Below are 18281 nucleotides of genomic sequence, written 5' to 3'. Positions count from 1 at the left end.
AGGCGGAAAACCGGTCAGCGTTCGAAGTCTTCAGGCTCGACGTCGGCCAGGAATTCGCGGAACTGGCGCATCTCCTGCTCCGCGTTGTCCTGCTCTTCATCGTCTTCGGGGTCCGCGTCGGCAATCCGGACGCCGGCCTCATTCAGGACTTCGTCCGCGCAGTAAATAGGGCACGGGATCCGCAGGGCAACGGCAATCGCGTCGGATGCCCGCGAATTCACGGCTGTTCCGTCCTCGAAAAGGATCTCTGCGTGGAACACGGTGTCTTCCACGGAGATCAGCCGGACGAGTGTCACTTCGCGTTTCAGCGCGTGGATCAGGTTCACCAGCAGGTCATGCGTCATGGGCCGCGGCGGAACGATCCCCTGCTGCACAAAGGCGATGGCGCTGGCTTCCGGGGCGCCGATCCAGATAGGAAGGTGCCGTTCACCGTTGACTTCCTTAAGCAGGACCAGCGGCTGATTGGACGGGAGTTCAATCCGCACGCCGACAACTTCGACTTCCTGCATCTCAGCCCTCCATCCGCGCTATTTGCCCATGCACCAAAGCGCTGTGCAGGCTCAGGCACAGGTCGCTGATCTCGCGGGCGGTCTCAGCGGCGCGCGCCTTCGAGGCGACGTCCCGGCGGGAGGCGACCGGGGCAACCACGCGTTCAACCAGTCCGAGCTCGCGGTCCGCTGCCGCCCGGAAGGGACGCAGGTGCCGCGGTTCGATGCCGTGCGCCTCGAGCTGGACACAGGCCTTGGCCACCTTCAGGGCATGCTCGTCATAGTTTTCATCGCCGCTGGTGATCAGTCCGTAGCTGACCAGGCTGTGCACCAATTCCGTGCTCGCGCCGGATTCCTTAACCAGCTCCTGGAAGGTCAAGGTGCGGGCATGGGCGCGGGCAGCAAGCTCTCCGGCCAGCTGGTCCGAAACGACGCGCGGGGCCAGGGACATACCCCCGGGAAGCGACTCGGGCCGCTCTCCCCGGTCAATCGCGTCCAGATAATCCTTGATGACCTTCAGCGGCAGGTACTGGTCCCGCTGCAATGCCAGCACAAACCGAAGACGCTCGACGTCGGCCGTACTGTACTTGCGGTAACCGGCGGCCGTGCGCTGCGGCGTCACCAGGCCTTTTTCCTCAAGGAAACGGATCTTGGATGCGCTGATGGCAGGGAAGTCCGTGCTGAGCTCGCCCAGGACCTCGCCGATATTCAGCACCCTGCCACGCAGCCGTTCCGGTCCGGTGGTGCGCCTGACGGACTGTGATGCTGACATGTCTACTACCTTATCTGCCCTACGCCGGGGCCTGAGCCTAGTTTCCGGCAGTTGCGGGGCGGGCAGCGTAAAAAGTGAGTCGGAACTTACCGATCTGCACTTCGCTCCCGGTACGCAGCAGCACACTGTCGACCCGGTCATGGTTGACGTACGTGCCGTTCAGGCTCATGGAATCCACCACGCGGAACCCCTCGGGGGTACGGCGGAACTCAACATGCTTGCGCGAAACAGTGACGTCATCGAGGAAAACGTCTGCGTTGGGGTGCCGGCCGGCAGTGGTGACGTCCTGGTCCAGCAGGAAGCGGGCACCGGCGTTCGGACCGCTGTGGGCAATCAGCAGGGCTGAGCGCGCAGGGAGGGCCGCGACGGCGGCTCGCTCGTCCGGGGTCAGCTTGGGCTCAACCGATGTGGAATCGGACATCGGGGGAAGACTGATGGATGTGGTGTCTTCCGTGCCGGGCGCCTGTCGGTTGCCCGCTCGTTCGGCGCTGTACTGCTCGCCCGCCATGTGCAATTTCCTCCCCAAAAAGAAAACTGATCAGCCAAAATATCTGGCTGACCCGGTTCCGATGACTGTTTCTGCCTTACCTGCTGTATCAGCCTACCCGTTACAGGCCCGCTGTGGCACTGATTAACAAGTACTGCTTACGGCTTCGCCGCGCAGGAGGTAGTAATCAGGTGCGGGAGGGCGTCAACGCGCCGTAACAGGACCGCCGATTACCGCCCTTGCCAAATCCGAAGCGCACTGGCCGGCCGCGATGCATGCCCCCCGGCTGGCCTGGCTCAGCTGCCGGCCCGCCGGCGGGGACGGTTGCCTGCCCGGGCGCTGGGCTGGTCCACGACTGCCTGCCACAAACGCGGCCACTGCGCGGCTGCTGCATCCCTGGGCAGTGCCTGCAGCGGAACTCCCGCAGCGGCCAATGCGGTCCGTGCGGTCCGTGCCGACCCAAGATACCGGCCCAGGATCTCCCCCAGCCCCGCTCCGGGTCCGTTGTAAATGGCGCGGACAAACCGCTCGTAGGGTGTCCGGTCCTGTGGGTCCAGCAGCGGGACCGGGCGCCGCCGGACACTAAGGATGCCGCCGTCGACGGCGGGCCGGGGGCGGAACCCGGCTGCGGGCACCCGGCCGCGAAGATCGAAGCCGAACCAGGGAGAGGCCTGGGCCGTCAGCAGGGTTCCCCCACCCACTCCGGCCCGCTTGCGGGCAACCTCCCACTGGGTCAGCAGCACCGCATGGGTCCAGGTACCCGTTGCCAGCAGGCGCCGCAGGATCGGGGTAGTCAGGTGAAAAGGAATATTGCCCACAATCACCGGGCGGTCGAAGGGCACGGCCAGGGCATCTGCCTGCAGTACCCGGACTGTGGGCAGACGCCGTTGCAGTCGTCCTACGCAGCCTGAATCCAAGTCAATGGCCAGCAGGTCGCGGCCGAGGGCTGCAAGCGGACGGGTCAGGGCGCCGTCGCCGGCACCGAGTTCGAGGATGCTCCCGCCGCCCGAGGAACGGACCAGGCCAAGGACCAAACGGATGGTGGGTTGGTGGATCAGGAAATTCTGGCCGAGCTCCTCCCGGCCGCCATACTGGCTTCTCGCTCCCACGAGCGCTCCAATCGCCGCGACATGGAGCACCCTTCAGGCAGACGACGCCTTCCGGGTGCCTGGCATCCGGAACGACGGCGCGCGGTACCGCGAGTGGAGGCGCCGCCCGCCGTCAGCGGCGGCGGTCGCGCACGAAGAACCCGCAGCCGAATGCGCGGGAGGAAGTCCTACACGTGGAAGTCATAGGAAGGAGGATACGGCGACCGGCTCGACGGTTCCAGAGGGAGCAGCATGTTCGGCGCATGGATAAACGGCAGCCGGACCCGGGATGGGGTCCGGCTGCCGTTCGCCTACCGGGCTCTTGGGGGTGGCTATGCCTACGATTCCTGGACTCCGCGGCGACGCGTGAAGTACACGCCGGCAGCACCCGCAACAAGAAGGCCTCCGGCTCCGAGCAGGGCGAGCGATGTGCCGGAGGCTCCGGTGCCTGCCAGATCGGGGCTCACATCACGGGACGCTCCTGCGGAACCCATGCACGGCGGAGTGATGGACACGACCTGGACCATGGCTACCTCGGCACCCATTCCCGTTGTGCCCGATGAAGCTGACGGGGTGCCCGTCGGAGTGTCGCTCGGGGAGGGAGAGTCGCTCGGCGACGTGGTATCGCTCGGGGACGGAGAATCGCTCGGCGACGGGGTATCGCTCGGGGACGGAGAGTCGCTCGGCGACGGGGTTCCCGTCGGTGTTGGGGTAACCGTCGGGGTCGACGTCGGGGTACCCGTCGGAGTGACCGTCGGGATTGGAGTTCCCGTCGGTGTTGGGGTACCAGTCGGAGTGACCGTGGGCGTCGGCGTCCCGGTCGGAGTCGGGGTCGGCGTCGGCGTCCCGGTCGGGGTCGGCGTCGGCGTCGGCGTCGGCGTCATCCGGCACGTGGGCGTAGGGTCGGAAACGGCCAGCAGTACACCTGATTCCATTGGCGCGGCGGCGTTGACCCGAACGGAGGCCGCCGGCCCCTGTGCTGCAGCCGTCGGGGCGGCGGCCAGGGAACCGACGAGGGCGAAAGCTGCCGCAAGGCTGCAGATCGATGTAGTGGCAAGGGCATGTGGGAGGCGTTTTGTATGCATGCGGATGACGCTTACACCACGCTATGTTGTCCACAAGCGTAATAAAGGCACATTGTTTCACCCCAGCCCCAGAGCCCTCAGTAGTACCCGTTGCCACACGCCAGGGGGAAACCAACCCCCGGTATTCACCGGTCATCCACTGGACTATTCGGCCGATCAGGCGGTTCGGACAGCGCTCACGGGCAGGGTTCGCCACTGCTGCCCGGCTACCCGGGTCCGCTTCCGCTGCCCGGAGGCGCAGGCTACGGTACGAGGGATCGGGGGCCGAACGTGTAGCCGGGCCCCTAAACCCAGGAGCCTGCGAAAATGATCGAGGTCCATCCCGCCACCGCCGACCGGTTCGACGACGTCGCGGCGGTCCTTGCGCCGAAGAGCCCCGATGCCCAGGCCTGCTGGTGCCTCAGCTACCGTCTCCCGACGTCGGAGTTCCGTGCTCTCGCCGGCGCTGACCAGCAGGGCAGGCTGCGCCGGTATGCGGAGGAAGGCACCCCGCCCGGCGTCGTCGCCTATGTGGACGGCGAGGCCGCGGGCTGGTGTTCGGTGAGCCCGCGCGCCAGCCACCACCGGTTGCGGTCCTCACGGATCATCCCCGCCGTCGACGATGTTCCGGTGTGGAGCGTGGTCTGCCTGGTCATTCGTCCGCAGTTCCGCCGGCAGGGACTAGCCCGGCACCTGCTCCACGGCGCCGTCGACTATGCCCGTTCTGCCGGCGCTCCGGCGCTGGAGGCCTACCCGATCGACGCCGCCGGCGGCAGGATCAGTTCCTCGCTCGCGTACGTCGGCACTACTGCACTGTTCGAGGCAGCCGGCTTCGAACGCGTGGTGGAGACGGCGTCGAAATCCGGCGGGAAAACCCGGTGGCTGATGCGGAGACGCCTCGCCTAATCCGTTTCCAGGCGGAGAATCCGGTCGTCATCCTGCCCCGGACGTCCACGGCCGTCGGTGTTGTTCGTCAGGATCCACAGACTGCCGTCCGGAGCGTTGACGACGTCGCGCAGCCGGCCGTAGTCGCCGGCCAGCTGCTCGATGGAGGCACCGGGATTATCGAGCGGGACCTCCCGCAGCCGTTCGCCGCGCAGGTTGGCAATATACAGAGTGCTGCCGGCCACGGCGATGCCGCTCGGACTGGCTTCCCCGGGCGTCCACTGCTGGACCGGGTCAATGAAGCCTTCCTCTCCTGCTATGCCTTCGACCTCGGGCCAGCCGTAGTTCCCGCCGGGCTCGATGACGTTCAGTTCATCCCAGGTGTTCTGTCCGAACTCGCTCGCATAGAGGACGCCGTCGCTGTCCCAGGCGATGCCCTGCGGGTTGCGGTGTCCATAGCTGTACACGAGCGTTCCCGGGAAGGGGTTGTCCTCCGGGTTGCTGCCGTCCGGGTTCATCCGCAGGATCTTGCCCGAGAGCGAATCCCGGTCCTGCGCGCTGTCCCGGCTGCCGGCGTCGCCAGTGGTGGCGTACAGCTTGCCGTCCGGGCCGAACGCAAGGCGGCCCCCGTTGTGGACCGGGCCGGCGGGGATTGAGTCGAGGATGGTTTCCGCTTCGCCCAGCGCCAATGCCCCGGGGTCACCGGTGATGCTGCGGCGTTCGATCCGGTTCCCGGCGTCCCCGGTGAAATAGGTATACAGGTACCCGTCCTGGACGGCGATGCCGAGAAGCCCTCCCTCTCCCCTGCCTGCGGCGCCCTCGATGGTGCCGGCCTCGCGGGCATTACCGGCCGCGTCGAGCTCCAGGATTCGTGTAGAGTCCCGCTCACTGACCAGCGGGATACCCTCGTGGAACGCGATGGACCACGGGGCGTCGAGACCGGTGGCGAGGACTTCCGTTTCCGGTCTTTCCACTTCCAGTCCGGGCGAAACGGAAATCGGAGACTCCGGTCCCGGCCGGCCGTCTTCAGTACACCCGGCCACAGCGGCCACCGCCACCGTGACAGCCGCGAGGGCGGCGAACCGGCGTCGTGCCTTGCTCCGACGGGAACCCGCACCGGCACTCCCGGGGCCCGCAGCCGCAAGCCTCACGGTTCCCTGTCGCACCGATGATCCGGGTATCAATCGACGCTCATCCCGCTCGTGAGGTTCAGGACGGCCCCGTTCATACTCCCGGCGCCGCCCTCGACCAGAAAGACCGCTGCTTCGGCCACCTCCTTGAGGGTCGGGAGGGTTCCGGTGGTGGTGAGGGATTCCAGGAAGCGGGTGAACTCGTCCAGTGCCATCGGCAGGTCCGGCGTGCTTCCGATGGTTTCCAGGATGCGCTGCGGGCGAAGGCAGACAACCCTTACTCCCGAAGGGCCCAACTCCGCGGCAAGGGTACGCGTGAGTGCTTCGACGGCGGCACAAGCCGCTGCGAAGCCGCCCACTCCGGCAATGGAGACCCTCGCCGGCGAGGCGGACAGCAGCAGGACCGTTCCGCTTCCGCGTCCAACCATGTGTACGGCAGCGGCCCGCGAGGTGATGAACTGTGTGCGCAGCCAGCCTGCTGCCGGCGAGACGACGTCGTCCACGGACATATCGAGCAGCGGGACGCCTTGCACCGCGGGGAGGCCGGCCGCATTGAGCACGGCATCGATCCTTCCTGCGGCGTCGACGACGGCGTCGGCGTGCGCGTCCACGGCCGCCGGATCGGAGGCATCGACTTCTGCCGTATGCACCGGCCCGCCACCCAGTGCGCGGACGCGGTCCGCCGTCGTATTAACGGAGTCCAGGCGGTGCCCGGCGAGGAACAGCTCCGCCCCGCGGCGGGCAAATTCCTCCGCTACAGCACCGCCGATCGCCCCGCCGGCGCCATGGATAATGACCTTCCGGGATGGGATCACCGCAGCCATGGACCCGCTCCTTCTCCGATGCAATCTGGATGGCGGACGCCGGGACGCCCGGACGGACGAGGCTAACAGGGCCCTGCAATCACGCGGAATAGCATGCAGTCAACCGATGCACGAAAGAAGCGGGATTCGTTGCGTTGCTGATAATAGGCCATGGATCCCTACACCTACTCTCCGCCGGATTTGTGCCGCGACCGGTACTGCCACAGTGTGGGACCCACCTTCCGGCCGCATCGTTAGTTTGCCTGCGCTCCGCCGTCGAGCTCTGCTTTTAGCACCGAGGAATGCGGCGCTGAGATGGTCCCGTCGGCTCTAGGCAAGAACACACCCACATCCATAACACATGCTTAAGCATTTGACGGATATACTCAGTGTCTAATTGTTTATTTAGGAGACACCCATGTCCGATTTCCCCAAAGATCATTCTCCCCAGGGAGAATATCCCACACCCGGCCCCGCCTCTGTACCTACTAAGAAAAAACGCAAAAAGTGGCCGTGGGTTGTCGCCATTGTCCTAATCCTCTTTTTTGGCGGCTGCGTGTCCTCTCTTACGGGTGGGTCTGATGACAGCAGTACTGCATCCTCAACCGACGAGACCCAAACATCTGAGACGTCCTCAGAGGCGGCACCCTCGACTACGGCCCCGGAACCTGTAAAGGAGCCGGAACCTGCAAAGGAACCGGCTGCCCCCAGTCCCGCTGCTCCTGCCCCTGCTGAAAATTCTGTTCCCGTTGAATTCAAGTCGGCACTTCGTCAGGCCGACACCTACGCGAACACAATGCACATGTCCAAAGTCGGACTCTATGACCAGCTGACTTCCGAATATGGTGGGAAATTTTCACCCGAGGCCGCACAATATGCCGTCGATAACGTGAAGACGGACTGGAACAAGAACGCGCTGGAGAAGGCGAAAACTTATCAGGAGACGATGGCCATGTCTCCGGATGCCGTCTACGACCAGCTGGTTTCCGAATACGGAGAAAAGTTCACTCCGGCTGAGGCGGATTACGCGATTCAAAACCTGAACCAGTAGTTCAGGCCTCGCCAGCAAAATCCTCGAGGGCCATCCCGCATGCTGTAGCTGCGGGATGGCCCTTTTCGTGGCTCATGACCACATGTCCAGAGCGTATCCGCATGATTTGAACCGGGGCGGGCTTCAACCCACCATTGTTGTGCGATCAGTGCGAGCTCCAACTCGGGTTCGACGCCGCGTGACCGTGCACCCTTGACTGACCAGCGGGCGGAAGACCAAGCTGGCATGCAGGGAAAAGCGACCACTCCAGCCACGGGATGGCTACGAGATTCCGGGAGAACGCATGGAGATGCTCTTCGTCCATGGAGCCGGCGGCTACCAGGACGACCTACCCCTCGCAGAAGAACTGCACACCCGCCTCGGCCTGCCCGTTACGGCGCCCCGCTTCCCCGACGAGGACATGTCAGCCGCGGGCTGGCGGAGCGAGATCGAACGGCACCGGAACGCCCTCGCCCCTGACCTGGTCATCGTCGGGCATTCCTTCGGGGCGTCGATGGCCCTGCTTCACCTCGCCGATGGATTTCAGGGCACGGCGCCGCTGGGACTCGCCCTCCTGGCAATGCCTTTCTGGGGATCGGAGGGCTGGCAGGCGGAGTACACGCTGCCTGCGGACGCCAAGCTGCCGATCGGTTTCCCGGTCTGGCTCCACCATTGCGTCGACGACGATGTGGTGCCCATCGGCCATCTGGACCGGTACACGGCCCGGTTGCCGCAGGCGCAAGTCCGCCGACATACGTCCGGCGGGCACCAGTTCGAGGGGCGGATGGGGGCGGTTGCCGACGACGTCGGCACGCTCTAGTGGCGAGGCCTCGACCGTCACGCCCGCGGGCGTCAGGAAAGGGACAGCTCGCGGAGCTGACGGCGCGAGGTGACGCCCATTTTGCGGAAAATATTGCGGAGGTGGGCATCAATCGTCCGTGGGCTGAGAAAGAGTTCCGTGGCGACTTCGCGGGAGGTTGCACCGGTGGCCACCAGCCGGGCGATGTGCATCTCGTGGGCGGTGAGGGAGTCGGCCGGCTGGGCGCTTCGCTTGCGGGGGTGCTCGCCGGTGGCGCGAAGTTCGCGGGCGGCGCGGGCGGCGAACGCCTCGGCGCCCATGTCCAGTAACAGTTCGTGCGCGGTGCGGAGCTGTTCGCGGGCGTCCTGGCGGCGGCCCTCGCGGCGGAGCCACTCGCCGTAGACGAGGTGCGTTCGGGCGAGATGGGTGGTTATCCGGCAGCGGTTGAGTTGTTCGATCGCCTCGCGGAAGTGTTCCTCAGCGGCTGTCCCCGTAGAGGTCAAAGCCCGTGAACGCGCCGCCAGACCGAGCCCCCACGGCGTACCGCTGGCGAGGGCGCGTGAAGTGAGTTGCTCCAGCGCATCGGCCGCACTCTCCGGCCGGCCGGAACGGCACGCCGCTTCGACGAGTTCAGAGTGGGCCAGGTTGTTGAACCTCACCGCTTCGGTGTCGAAGGCCCGTGCCGCCGCGGCATGAGCTGCGGAGTAGTCGCCCAGACCGTTATGCAGCACCGCCATGGCGTACTGCGTCAGGGCATCCTCGGTGCTGTGCGCCTGTTCGGCAGCCTTGCGGACAATGCTCGCGCGCATCCCGGCGGTCTCGTCTGGACGGCCGCGCCAGGCAGACAGGAGGAGCTGCGCGTGCAGCAAGGGCACAGCCTCGGTCGCGGCTGCGATCGCTGCGTGCTCGGCTGCGCGGTCGAACTCACCCGAGAGCACTTGTATGACGGATTGGCCCAGAAGTGCGTCCGGGAGTGCGGCAAGCGCGCCGGACTCACGGGTCAGACGGACATGACGGATGGACACGGCGTGGAGCATCTCGTCGTCGAACACCGACATTGCGGTTCGGCTGGCGAGCCACCCCCAGCGGCAGGTGTCGGCGACGCTCAGCGCATCAACATCCTGCTCCTGGCCTCCGAAGGCCGCCAGCGCCCGCCGCAGCCCCGGCACACCGGCCGAATACCCCTGAGTGAAGGTCGTCACAAGCCCGTCGAGCAGCAGATCCGCAGGCCGCAGAGACCCCGTCGCGACGGGCGCCGTCAGGGCAGCCTCGGTCACTTCCGGTATGCCGCGGCCGCGGCGGAAGTCACCGGTGACTATCGCCGCTTCGAGCGCGCGCAGATACGTCTCACGGGACAGCACCGGGTCCAGCGGGGCCAGGCTCTTAGCGGCTTCCAGCAGCATCCTCTGCCCTTCGGCGTCGCGCGCGAGGTGGAACGCGATCCGCGCGCGCAGCAGTTCGAGGCGAGCCTGCTGCAGGGTATCGAGCGGCCCGGCCGAAGCGACCGTCAGCAACTCGGAGGCGTCCGCACCAGCCTCGTGCTTATCCTGCGCGGCCTCCAGCGCCCGGCTCGCGCGGGTGGCAGGGTCAGGGGTCAGTCTGGCCGCATGCTCCATGAACGCCGCCGCAGCGGCCAGCCCGCCGCGGGCGCGCGCCCGGTCTGCTGACCGCACCAGCCCAGCGGCGGCGTCCTCGTCGGTGCCCAGCACGGCCTGGGCCCGGTGCCAGGCGCGGCGGTCGGGGTCGACGTCTGGATCGATGGCAGCGGCCAGCGCGTCGTGTGCACGGCGGCGCTCCAGCGGGGCGGCGGACCGAAGCACAGCTGAACGCACCAGCGGATGGCGAAACCTCACCCGTGTATCAATCTCCAGGAGTCCGGCGGCCTCTGCGGGCGCGGCAGACTCGCCGGCGATCCCCAGGTGCGCGGCCGCACGCCAGAGCAGCGCCACCTCGCCGGTAGAATCGGCCGCGGCAACCAGCAGCAATAGTCGAGTAGGTGCCGGCAGGCTGTCCGCGCGGCGCCGAAAGGTGTCCTCGATGCGGTCCGTGATGCCCGGCACCGGCTCGAACCCGCCGGCCACCCATGCCGCCGGCGCGCTTCGGGCCAGCTCGAGCAGCGCGAGAGGGTTCCCGTGCGCCTCCGCGACGACATGCTCGCGCATCCCGTCGTCCAGGGGTACGTAGTCGGCTGCTGCCAGCAGCTCCCGCGCGTCGGCCTCGTCGAGCCCGCCCAGGCGTAAGCCGGGTATGCCGTCGAACCCGCGCACATCGCGGTCGGTGGGCTCCCGCAGTGCGAACACCAGCGCCATCGGCTCCGCGGCGACCCGTCGTGCCACAAATGTGAGGACCTGAGCCGACGCCTCGTCCAGCCACTGCGCATCGTCAACGAGGCACAGAAGGGGCCCTTCCTCAGCGGCCTCGGCCAGCAGGTTGAGAGTGGCCAGCCCTATCAGAAACCAATCCGGTACTGCACCGCTTCGCTGCCCGAACGCCACGCCCAGAGCGGTCTGCTGCGGCTCGGGCAGGGCACCCATGCGGTCCAGCAGGGGCGCGCACAACTGATGCAGGCCCGCAAAAGCGAACTGCGTCTCGCACTCCACCCCGACCGAGGACACTACTCGGAACCCCGAGGCATCAGCCCTGCCGCGGGCGTACTCGAGCAACGCCGTCTTTCCGATACCCGCTTCCCCTCGGACGATGACTGCCCCGCTCAGCCCGGCACGTGCCTGCGAGAGGAGGTTGTCGACCGTTGCGCGGTCCGCGGAGCGGCCCAGGAAGTCCATCAGTGTCGCTCCCTTCAGAGCATGTCGGCACCTTAGTAGGCAATTTTCGCCTACGCAATCGAAGTCGCTCCGACCCAAGCAGCTAGGCGGAAACCGGCGGAAAGGCAGGGGTTTCCACCGACGCGAAGACCCCGCTGCCGCTGCGAATCTGAAGACTCCGGTGCAGGCGAAGCAGTACGGCCCGGCCCAGACCTGGGAACACGGTTTGTGCCGGACCGTTTCGAGAATCGCACGAATCCACGACCCGCATAAGACATAAGAAAGAAGCGCCGAACCATGAACCTCATTCAGGAACTGATCATCAACTTCCAGGATCTGGCGGCCCAAGTGCCCGAGATCATCCGGCCCTTCATCGTGATGCTCGCCGGGGCCGTCCCGTTCATCGAGACCGAAGGGGCCTCCGTGATCGGCATCCTCGGCGGCCTCCACCCTATCGTTGCCGGTATCGCCGCCGCAGTCGGCAATTTCCTGAGCGTGGTTCTCGTGGTGCTCTTCACCTCCCGGGCCCGCACTGCGGTCACCAACCACAACAGGGACCGTGTCTCGGCTGCCCGGAGCGCCGAGCGCGTCCCGGCCTCCCTGGGTTACCAGGGGTCCGCTGCGTTCGAGGAGACGGCGCCGGCCAAGCCCGTATCCAAGGGGCGCCAGCGCTTCATGAAGTGGCTCGTCCGCTTCGGCGTCCCCGGCGCGAGCATCCTCGGTCCCCTTGCAATCCCGACCCAGTTCACCTCCGCGATCCTCATCGCGAGCGGAACCCCCCGTGGCTGGGTGCTGCTCTGGCAAGGTGTGGCAATCGTCATATGGACGACAGTGGCCACCGTCTTGTTCTGGGCCGCCCTCACCTTCGTCGTCGGGGTCTGAGTCACATGAAAGGCCGGATCGAAGATCCATCGGCGGAACGTAGCCGCGCTGGCAGGGCAGCTCCGAAGAAGCGATTCCGGGAGGAACAAGTGACACGCAAAGAGACGCCGGACCCCGGGGACGGCCATACGCTTCCGCGCTATCGATGGTGGCAGCTGTTCTCGCGTTCCCTCTTTCATCTGCAGCTCACCGGCGAGGACGGTTCACCGGAGATCTGGTCCGTAGAGGTCCGGCCCGGGGGTGATTCGGACGGCGAAGTGCGCGCGCAGCTCTACCGCAACGGGATCAACCAGGCCCGATCGAAACTTCCCGCGGTGTTCGCAGTGCCGGGTGGCGCCATCGAGGTCGAGGTCAGCATCTACGGGCTCAGACGCTGCCACTATGTGACGCCCGACGGGTCCGAGCAACAGCTTCTACCTGATCCTGCCTCGGCCGAAGGACTGCGCGCCCGACTGGAACGGACCAATCCGGCGCTGAGCCGTGCCGTTGGCATCGTATCGGCCAGCGTACTCGTGGTCGCGCTCGTGCTCGGCGTTCCGCAGATCATTGAGCAGATCATGCAGCTCCCGCCCGTCGCGGAGAACATCGGCACGTTCTCCAGCCCGTTCCAGCTTCCGGCATCGGCGAACTTGGTGCTGCTGCTGGCAACGCTGGCAGCCAGCACCGAGCGCGCACTGAGGCTGCGCTACAACTGGGTCCTCGACGGCGGCTTCCTTGAGGGTGGCGACTAGAGCATCGGCCGGGCTCTGCGGCAGGCTCAGCCCGGCACCCGCTTTAACGACAAAAGCCTGACGAAACTCGCGTTTCATCAGGCTTACCGTCGGGTTGACAGGATTTGAACCTGCGACCCCTTGACCCCCAGTCAAGTGCGCTACCAAGCTGCGCCACAACCCGCAGTTCTTCCGGATTATCTCCCGGCTGAACCACCTCAAATACCTTACACCACAACCGGCGATTACGTCGCATCGAGGCTCGCGGGAGTTGCGGGCACCGGCGTACGGCCAAAAACAGAGCGCGCACCAGCTCCCCCGCTTCGGCTTATCCGCTTCCCGGCCGCGGTGCTTGTACAGATAACGGGCTTATCAGCTTCCCGGCCGCCGCGCTTGTACAGATAACGGGCTTCTCGCAGCCGGATAGCCCCGTTATCTGTACAGTGATGAGCCGCCGGTCCCCCGGGCCGCTGTCACAGTCCCGAAGCCCCGCTGTCACACCCAACACCCTCGGCCCGCCTACCCGACAGCACCGCAGCCTGCGCCCCAAAACTGCGGAAAGCCCCGGCCCCGCTCCCCATAAGGGAACGGGACCGGGGCTTTACACCAAGAGACTTAGCGCTTGCTGGTCTTGCCGCGCTTCTCGCGGACGCGCATGCTGACCTCGATGGGCGTGCCCTCGAAGCCGAAGGTTTCACGCAGCCGGCGGGTGATGAAGCGGCGGTAGCCCGGATCCAGGAAGCCGGTGGTGAACAGCACGAACTTCGGCGGACGCGAGGAAGCCTGCGTACCGAAGAGGATGCGGGGCTGCTTGCCGCCGCGCACGGGGTGCGGATGGGCTGCCACAAGCTCACCCAGGAAGGCGTTGAGCTTTCCGGTGGGGATGCGCTTGTCCCAGTTTTCCAGTGCCGTATCCAGTGCCGGAACAAGACGGTCCTTGTGCCAGCCGGTCTTGGCCGAGATGTTGACGTGGGGAGCCCATTCAACGTGGGCCAGGTCCCGCTCGATCTCGATCTTGAGGTAACGGCGGCGCTCGTCGTCGAGCAGGTCCCACTTGTTGAAGGCGAGAACCAGTGCGCGGCCGGATTCGATGGCCAGCTGCAGGATGCGGACGTCCTGCTCGCTGAGGACCTCGTCTACGGCCAGCAGCACGACGGCGACCTCGGCCTTTTCCAGGGCAGCCTGGGTACGCAGGGAGGCGTAGAAGTCGGCGCCCTGTGCCATGTGCTGGCGGCGGCGGATGCCGGCGGTGTCGACGAAGCGCCAGGTGCGGCCGCCGAGCTCGATCATTTCGTCCACCGGGTCGCGGGTGGTGCCGGCGGTGTCATCAACGACCACGCGTTCGGAACCGGCGAGCTTGTTCAGCAGCGAGGACTTGCCCACGTTCGGGCGGCCGATCAGGGCGATGCGTCGCGGTCCGCCGGAGCGGTCCAGTCCGCCGTACGCCGAGTACTCGGGCAGCACGTCGAGGACGGCGTCGAGCATGTCACCGGTGCCGCGGCCGTGCAGGGCGGAGACCGGGTACGGCTCACCGAAGCCCAGGCCCCAGAGGGAGGAGGCATCGGCTTCGTTCTGGATGTCGTCCACCTTGTTGGCGACGACGACGACGGGCTTGCCCTTGCCGCGCAGCATCCGCACCACGGCTTCGTCGGTGGCGGTGATGCCGACGGTCGCGTCGACCACCAGCATGACGGCGTCGGCGTGGTCAACGGCGATTTCGGCCTGGTCGGCTACCCGGGCGTGGATGCCGCGGGCGTCGTGCTCCCAGCCGCCGGTATCCACCAAGGTGAAGTTCACGCCGTTCCAGGTCGCGGGGTAGGTAACCCGGTCACGGGTCACACCGGGGGTGTCTTCGACGACGGCCTCACGGCGGCCGAGGATACGGTTCACCAGGGTCGATTTGCCCACGTTCGGGCGGCCCACGATGGCGACCACCGGATCCTGGCGCAGGGGTGCGTCTTCGTCGTATTCTTCGAAGCCGCCGGCGAGCAGCGCGGCGTCTTCTTCATCAAGTTCATAGTCGTCGAGACCGGCGCGGAGGGAACGGGCGCGGATATCGGCCTCGTCGTCATCCATTGCCGCGAGGCGCTCGTCGATCTGGTCTTCTCCGGACGGGACGTACTCGTCCGTGGAGATCCCGTCACCGGCGGTGTCGTCGTTGAGAGGTTTTCCGTTCATTGAATTGCTTTCTTTCCGTTGAGGTCTGCAGCACTGCGTACAGGCCGTCGCCGGACGTTCAGCCCGGTAAGTGTGAGGGAGGATTCCTTGCGGCGTTGCCGCCGGATGTCCTCCTCCCATTGAAACACGGGCGGGTGCCCGTAGTTGGTGCCGGGTCCCCCGGCAGGGAGCTAGTGGGTACTGGTGAAAACCACTTCGAGTACGGCCGAGACCGTCTCTTCGAAGTCCAGGTCGGATGAATCGATGGTGACGACGCCGTCGGCGGCCTGCTGGAATTCCACCACGGTGGAGTCCTTCGCGTCGCGGACCAGTACCTGTTCCTTCAGGGCGGCTGCGGTCTGCGTGCCGCCCAGCTGGATGCCGCGGCGGCGGAGCCGGGCTTCTTCGCTGGCGGTGAGCAGGATCCGCACCTCGGCATGCGGAGCGACCACTGTGGTGATGTCCCGGCCCTCGGCCACGATCCGCAGGCCGGAGTCCCGAATCAGCTGCTGCTGGCGCCGGACGAGTTCCGCCCGGGCGCCCAGGGTGGTGGCGACGGCGCTGACCGAGGAGGACACGGCGGGCTCGCGGATCGCGTCGGTGACGTCCCGGCCGCTGACCCGCACCCATTCCTCGTCCGGGGACAGGCTGAGGGCAATATCGGCGTTTTCCGCGGCGGCCTCGACGGCCACCGAATCAGTCAGGTCGATGCCGGCCTCCATGCAGGAGAGCGTGACCGCGCGGTACATGGCACCGGTGTCGAGGTAGGCGGCGTGCAGGCGGCGGGCCACTTCACGGCTGATGCTGGACTTGCCCGAACCCGACGGTCCGTCGATGGCCACAACCAGCGGCTTGCCCTGCCGGAACTGGGCCGGATCCACATTAGAACTCACTGCACTACCTTCCACCCGCGGGCGCTTAATTCAGAAACAAGGTCATTCACCCGGCCGGGCAGGACGGAGATTTCCGCCCTTCCCACCTGCCGGCCGGAGGCGTGCTCCAGCCGGAGGTCCTCCAGGTTCACGCCGATCTCACCGATTTCGGTGAGCAGCCGGGCAATCTGGCCCGGCGTGTCATCCACCAGGACGGTGAAGGACACAAAGGTCTGCGCCGGTCCGCCGTGCTTGCCCGGAATCCGGGCCTGCCCTGCGTTGCCTTCGGCAATCAGCTGCGCCATGTCCAGGCGCGCACCGTCCGCCACCGGGTCTTCGAGCGTGCGGATCAGCCGGTTCAGGTCCTCGCGGACCCCGTGCAGGATCGGCACCAGCCGCCCGGCGTTTCCGCTGAGGATCTGCACCCAGAGACTCGGATCGCTGGCGGCAATCCGGGTCACGTCCCGCAGGCCGTTGCCGGACAGGGCGAGGGACTGCGGCGGGGTTTCCTGCAGCCGGCTCGCCACCAGGGAAGCCATGACCTGCGGCAGGTGCGAGGTCAGCGCCACGGACGCGTCGTGCTCTTCGGCGGACATCCGGGAGACCACGGCGCCCAGGTCGAAGGCAAGGGCCTCGGCACGGCGGACGGCGTCCGGGGCCGCTTCCTGCGGCGGGCAGATCACCCACGGCATCCCGTTGAACAGTTCCGCCCGTGCAGCCACCGGCCCGGATTTCTCCCGGCCGGCCATGGGGTGCGTACCCACATAACGGGTGAGGTCGGCGTCGCGCTCCCGCAGGTCCGCCAGGACGGCGGACTTGACGCTGGCAATATCGACGACGACGGCGGCCGGCCAGTCCTTCAGCGCTGCCACGGCCAGGGCCGCGGTGACGTCCGGAGGAGCGGCAACGACCACGAGTGCCGGCTCGAAGCCTTCACCGGCGGTGCTGAGCAACCGTCCGGCGCCGATGTCGCGGGCCACCGCCTCTGTCGAGGGAGACAGGTCCGAGAGCACCACGTCGACACCCCGGGCAGAAAGCCCGAGGCCGATACTGGTGCCCAGCAGTCCCGTGCCGATAATCAGCACGGATCCGGACAGGTGGGTGCCCCCGTCAGCGGCAGCGGCCATTGGCTACAGTCCTACTGAGGCGAGCAGGTGTCCGACCTCGCCGCGGCCGAGGACGCGGATGCTGCCCTGGCGCTGGTCGCCCAGGCTGATCGGGCCGATCTTGGTGCGGACGAGGCGCTCCACCGGGTGGCCGACGGCGTCGAACAGCCGGCGCACAATGCGGTTGCGGCCCGAGTGCAGGACTACCTCGACCAGGAGGTGGCCCGGGGTGGAGTCGACGAGTTTGAAGGAATCAACCTTCTGGAAGCCGTCTTCCAGTTCAATGCCTTCCCGCATCTGTGCGCCCACGCCGTGGTTCATCGGTCCGCGGACCTGCACCAGGTAGGTTTTGGGCACTTCGTAGGAGGGGTGCGTCAGCCGGTTGGTCAGCTCGCCGTCATTGGTCAGCAGCAGCAGGCCCTCGGTTTCGTTGTCCAGCCGGCCAACGTGGAACAAACGCTCGTTCTTGCTGGTGGACTTAAGGAAGTCGCTGATGCAGGGACGCCCTTCGGGGTCTTCCATGGTGGAGATGACGCCGCGGGGCTTGTTGAACACGTAGTACTTCTGGGTTTCATCCAGCTGCAGGCGCATGCCGTCCACATGGATGGCCACCGTCTCCGGGTCGACGCGGACGCCGAGCTCGGTGACAACCTGGCCGTCAACTTCGACGCGGCCTTCGGCGATCATTTCCTCGCACACGCGGCGTGAGGCAACGCCGGCGCTGGCCATGACCTTCTGCAGGCGGACGCCTTCGGGGTTGTGCTGTTCGGAAATCACCGGGGCCGCGGGGCGGCGGGTGGTGGAACGGCGCACGGGGCCCAGGTTCTGACCGAAGCGCTCCCCGCGGAAAGCGCGGTCGCCGCTCTTGCGCTGGCCTGCCTGCGGGCCGCCGAACTTGCCGGCACCGGACTTGGAACCCGGCTTGAAGCCGCCCGATTTGGGAGCACCGGACTTCGGGTCGCCGGTCCGGGGTGCACCGGTCTTGCCGGAGTTGCTTGATCCGAAGGCCTTCACGGCGTCGGACTTGAATTTCTCCGGGCGGGCGGCCTCGGGGCTGACGGGCCGGTAGCCGTTGGCGCGGTCTTCACCGGGCTTCAGGCCCGATGCCGAGCGCGGGCCGCCGGTGCGGTTGGAGGAGGGCTTGGAGCCGCGGCCGTAGCTCTTGCCGCCGGCGGGGCCACCGGCACTGCGTCCGCCGCCGCGAGGGGTATTGCGGCCGGATCCGGAACGGGGTGCTGGTGTCATG

At 66.8% G+C, this 18281-nt stretch carries 18 protein-coding genes and 1 tRNA gene; 5 read left to right on the top strand and 14 right to left on the bottom strand.

Annotation, left to right across the window (positions count from 1 at the left end; all coding sequences use genetic code 11):
• Positions 1-14 precede the first annotated feature (14 nt).
• The 6 genes from NNX34_RS06900 to NNX34_RS06875 all read right to left on the bottom strand — a co-directional run bounded on the left by NNX34_RS06900 (position 15) and on the right by NNX34_RS06875 (position 3726).
• Positions 15-509: a bifunctional nuclease family protein gene (locus tag NNX34_RS06900; protein ID WP_255765793.1), complete on the bottom strand. Its 495-nt coding sequence runs from the start codon at positions 507-509 to the stop codon at positions 15-17.
• A 1-nt stretch (position 510) separates the two neighbouring features.
• Positions 511-1260, bottom strand: a complete 750-nt coding sequence (locus NNX34_RS06895) for a MerR family transcriptional regulator (RefSeq protein ID WP_255765792.1) — start codon at positions 1258-1260, stop codon at positions 511-513.
• A gap of 37 nt (positions 1261-1297) precedes the next feature.
• Positions 1298-1768, bottom strand: coding sequence for an FHA domain-containing protein (locus NNX34_RS06890; RefSeq protein WP_255765791.1), 471 nt, complete (start codon positions 1766-1768; stop codon positions 1298-1300).
• Between the two features lie 275 nt (positions 1769-2043).
• A complete protein-coding gene (locus NNX34_RS06885; RefSeq protein ID WP_255765790.1) occupies positions 2044-2856 on the bottom strand; it encodes an rRNA adenine N(6)-methyltransferase family protein in 813 nt (270 codons plus the stop codon).
• Between the two features lie 317 nt (positions 2857-3173).
• Complete coding sequence (locus tag NNX34_RS06880) at positions 3174-3302, bottom strand: LPXTG cell wall anchor domain-containing protein (protein WP_255765789.1); 129 nt, start codon at positions 3300-3302, stop codon at positions 3174-3176.
• A 1-nt stretch (position 3303) separates the two neighbouring features.
• Positions 3304-3726 carry a hypothetical protein gene (locus NNX34_RS06875; protein WP_255765788.1) on the bottom strand — a complete coding sequence of 141 codons (423 nt, stop codon included), beginning with the start codon at positions 3724-3726 and terminating at the stop codon, positions 3304-3306.
• A 500-nt stretch (positions 3727-4226) separates the two neighbouring features.
• Between NNX34_RS06875 and NNX34_RS06870 the strand changes: the two genes are divergently transcribed.
• The gene (locus tag NNX34_RS06870; RefSeq protein WP_255765787.1) at positions 4227-4805 is read left to right on the top strand and encodes a GNAT family N-acetyltransferase; all 579 of its coding nucleotides are present in this window, start codon (positions 4227-4229) and stop codon (positions 4803-4805) included.
• Here NNX34_RS06870 and NNX34_RS06865 read toward each other — a convergent pair.
• Together NNX34_RS06865 and NNX34_RS06860 are read right to left on the bottom strand one after the other, a co-directional pair.
• On the bottom strand, positions 4802-5758 hold the full coding sequence (locus NNX34_RS06865) for a PQQ-dependent sugar dehydrogenase (protein WP_255765786.1): 957 nt from the start codon (positions 5756-5758) through the stop codon (positions 4802-4804). The two genes, NNX34_RS06870 and NNX34_RS06865, sit on opposite strands and share 4 nt — an antisense overlap.
• Before the next feature lie 206 nt (positions 5759-5964).
• A complete protein-coding gene (locus tag NNX34_RS06860) occupies positions 5965-6738 on the bottom strand; it encodes an SDR family NAD(P)-dependent oxidoreductase (protein ID WP_255765785.1) in 774 nt (257 codons plus the stop codon).
• A 397-nt stretch (positions 6739-7135) separates the two neighbouring features.
• On the opposite strand from NNX34_RS06860, the gene NNX34_RS06855 reads away from it, so the two are divergent.
• Together NNX34_RS06855 and NNX34_RS06850 are read left to right on the top strand one after the other, a co-directional pair.
• Entirely contained in the window at positions 7136-7768 is a 633-nt protein-coding gene (locus NNX34_RS06855; RefSeq protein ID WP_255765784.1) for an Ltp family lipoprotein, read from the top strand.
• Positions 7769-8051: 283 nt separating this feature from the next.
• The gene (locus tag NNX34_RS06850; RefSeq protein ID WP_255765783.1) at positions 8052-8567 is read left to right on the top strand and encodes an alpha/beta hydrolase; all 516 of its coding nucleotides are present in this window, start codon (positions 8052-8054) and stop codon (positions 8565-8567) included.
• 32 nt (positions 8568-8599) lie between these two features.
• On the opposite strand, the gene NNX34_RS06845 is transcribed toward NNX34_RS06850, so the two are convergent.
• Positions 8600-11329, bottom strand: a complete 2730-nt coding sequence (locus NNX34_RS06845; RefSeq protein ID WP_255765782.1) for an AAA family ATPase — start codon at positions 11327-11329, stop codon at positions 8600-8602.
• Between the two features lie 276 nt (positions 11330-11605).
• On the opposite strand from NNX34_RS06845, the gene NNX34_RS06840 reads away from it, so the two are divergent.
• On the top strand, positions 11606-12190 hold the full coding sequence (locus NNX34_RS06840) for a small multidrug efflux protein (protein WP_255765781.1): 585 nt from the start codon (positions 11606-11608) through the stop codon (positions 12188-12190).
• 89 nt (positions 12191-12279) lie between these two features.
• Complete coding sequence (locus NNX34_RS06835; protein WP_255765780.1) at positions 12280-12921, top strand: hypothetical protein; 642 nt, start codon at positions 12280-12282, stop codon at positions 12919-12921.
• Positions 12922-13010: 89 nt separating this feature from the next.
• Here the strand turns inward: NNX34_RS06835 and NNX34_RS06830 are convergent.
• The 5 genes from NNX34_RS06830 to NNX34_RS06810 all read right to left on the bottom strand — a co-directional run bounded on the left by NNX34_RS06830 (position 13011) and on the right by NNX34_RS06810 (position 18280).
• Positions 13011-13084: transfer RNA gene (locus NNX34_RS06830), tRNA-Pro, on the bottom strand.
• A gap of 431 nt (positions 13085-13515) precedes the next feature.
• Positions 13516-15078, bottom strand: a complete 1563-nt coding sequence (gene der, locus NNX34_RS06825; protein ID WP_255765779.1) for a ribosome biogenesis GTPase Der — start codon at positions 15076-15078, stop codon at positions 13516-13518.
• A gap of 170 nt (positions 15079-15248) precedes the next feature.
• Positions 15249-15950, bottom strand: coding sequence for a (d)CMP kinase (gene cmk, locus NNX34_RS06820; protein ID WP_255765778.1), 702 nt, complete (start codon positions 15948-15950; stop codon positions 15249-15251).
• Positions 15947-17056 (bottom strand): prephenate dehydrogenase, encoded by a 1110-nt coding sequence (locus tag NNX34_RS06815; protein ID WP_255765777.1) that lies wholly within the window; start codon positions 17054-17056, stop codon positions 15947-15949. Before NNX34_RS06815 ends, cmk begins: the two co-directional genes overlap by 4 nt.
• Before the next feature lie 3 nt (positions 17057-17059).
• Positions 17060-18280, bottom strand: a complete 1221-nt coding sequence (locus NNX34_RS06810; RefSeq protein ID WP_255765776.1) for a pseudouridine synthase — start codon at positions 18278-18280, stop codon at positions 17060-17062.
• Between the last annotated feature and the right edge of the window lies 1 nt (position 18281).

Source organism: Arthrobacter sp. zg-Y1116 (assembly GCF_024385485.1).
GTDB lineage: Bacteria > Actinomycetota > Actinomycetes > Actinomycetales > Micrococcaceae > Arthrobacter_B.
The sequence above is the reverse complement of the archived record's forward strand: the minus strand, read 5'-3'. Positions and strand labels throughout refer to the sequence as shown.

Coding starts and splice junctions, on each gene's coding strand:
- NNX34_RS06900 (WP_255765793.1), bottom strand. CDS start 509: ATGCAGGAAGTCGAAGTTGTCGGCGTGCGGATTGAACTCCCGTCCAAT.
- NNX34_RS06895 (WP_255765792.1), bottom strand. CDS start 1,260: ATGTCAGCATCACAGTCCGTCAGGCGCACCACCGGACCGGAACGGCTG.
- NNX34_RS06890 (WP_255765791.1), bottom strand. CDS start 1,768: ATGGCGGGCGAGCAGTACAGCGCCGAACGAGCGGGCAACCGACAGGCG.
- NNX34_RS06870 (WP_255765787.1), top strand. CDS start 4,227: ATGATCGAGGTCCATCCCGCCACCGCCGACCGGTTCGACGACGTCGCG.
- NNX34_RS06860 (WP_255765785.1), bottom strand. CDS start 6,738: ATGGCTGCGGTGATCCCATCCCGGAAGGTCATTATCCATGGCGCCGGC.
- NNX34_RS06855 (WP_255765784.1), top strand. CDS start 7,136: ATGTCCGATTTCCCCAAAGATCATTCTCCCCAGGGAGAATATCCCACA.
- NNX34_RS06850 (WP_255765783.1), top strand. CDS start 8,052: ATGGAGATGCTCTTCGTCCATGGAGCCGGCGGCTACCAGGACGACCTA.
- NNX34_RS06845 (WP_255765782.1), bottom strand. CDS start 11,329: ATGGACTTCCTGGGCCGCTCCGCGGACCGCGCAACGGTCGACAACCTC.
- NNX34_RS06840 (WP_255765781.1), top strand. CDS start 11,606: ATGAACCTCATTCAGGAACTGATCATCAACTTCCAGGATCTGGCGGCC.
- der (WP_255765779.1), bottom strand. CDS start 15,078: ATGAACGGAAAACCTCTCAACGACGACACCGCCGGTGACGGGATCTCC.
- NNX34_RS06815 (WP_255765777.1), bottom strand. CDS start 17,056: ATGGCCGCTGCCGCTGACGGGGGCACCCACCTGTCCGGATCCGTGCTG.
- NNX34_RS06810 (WP_255765776.1), bottom strand. CDS start 18,280: ATGACACCAGCACCCCGTTCCGGATCCGGCCGCAATACCCCTCGCGGC.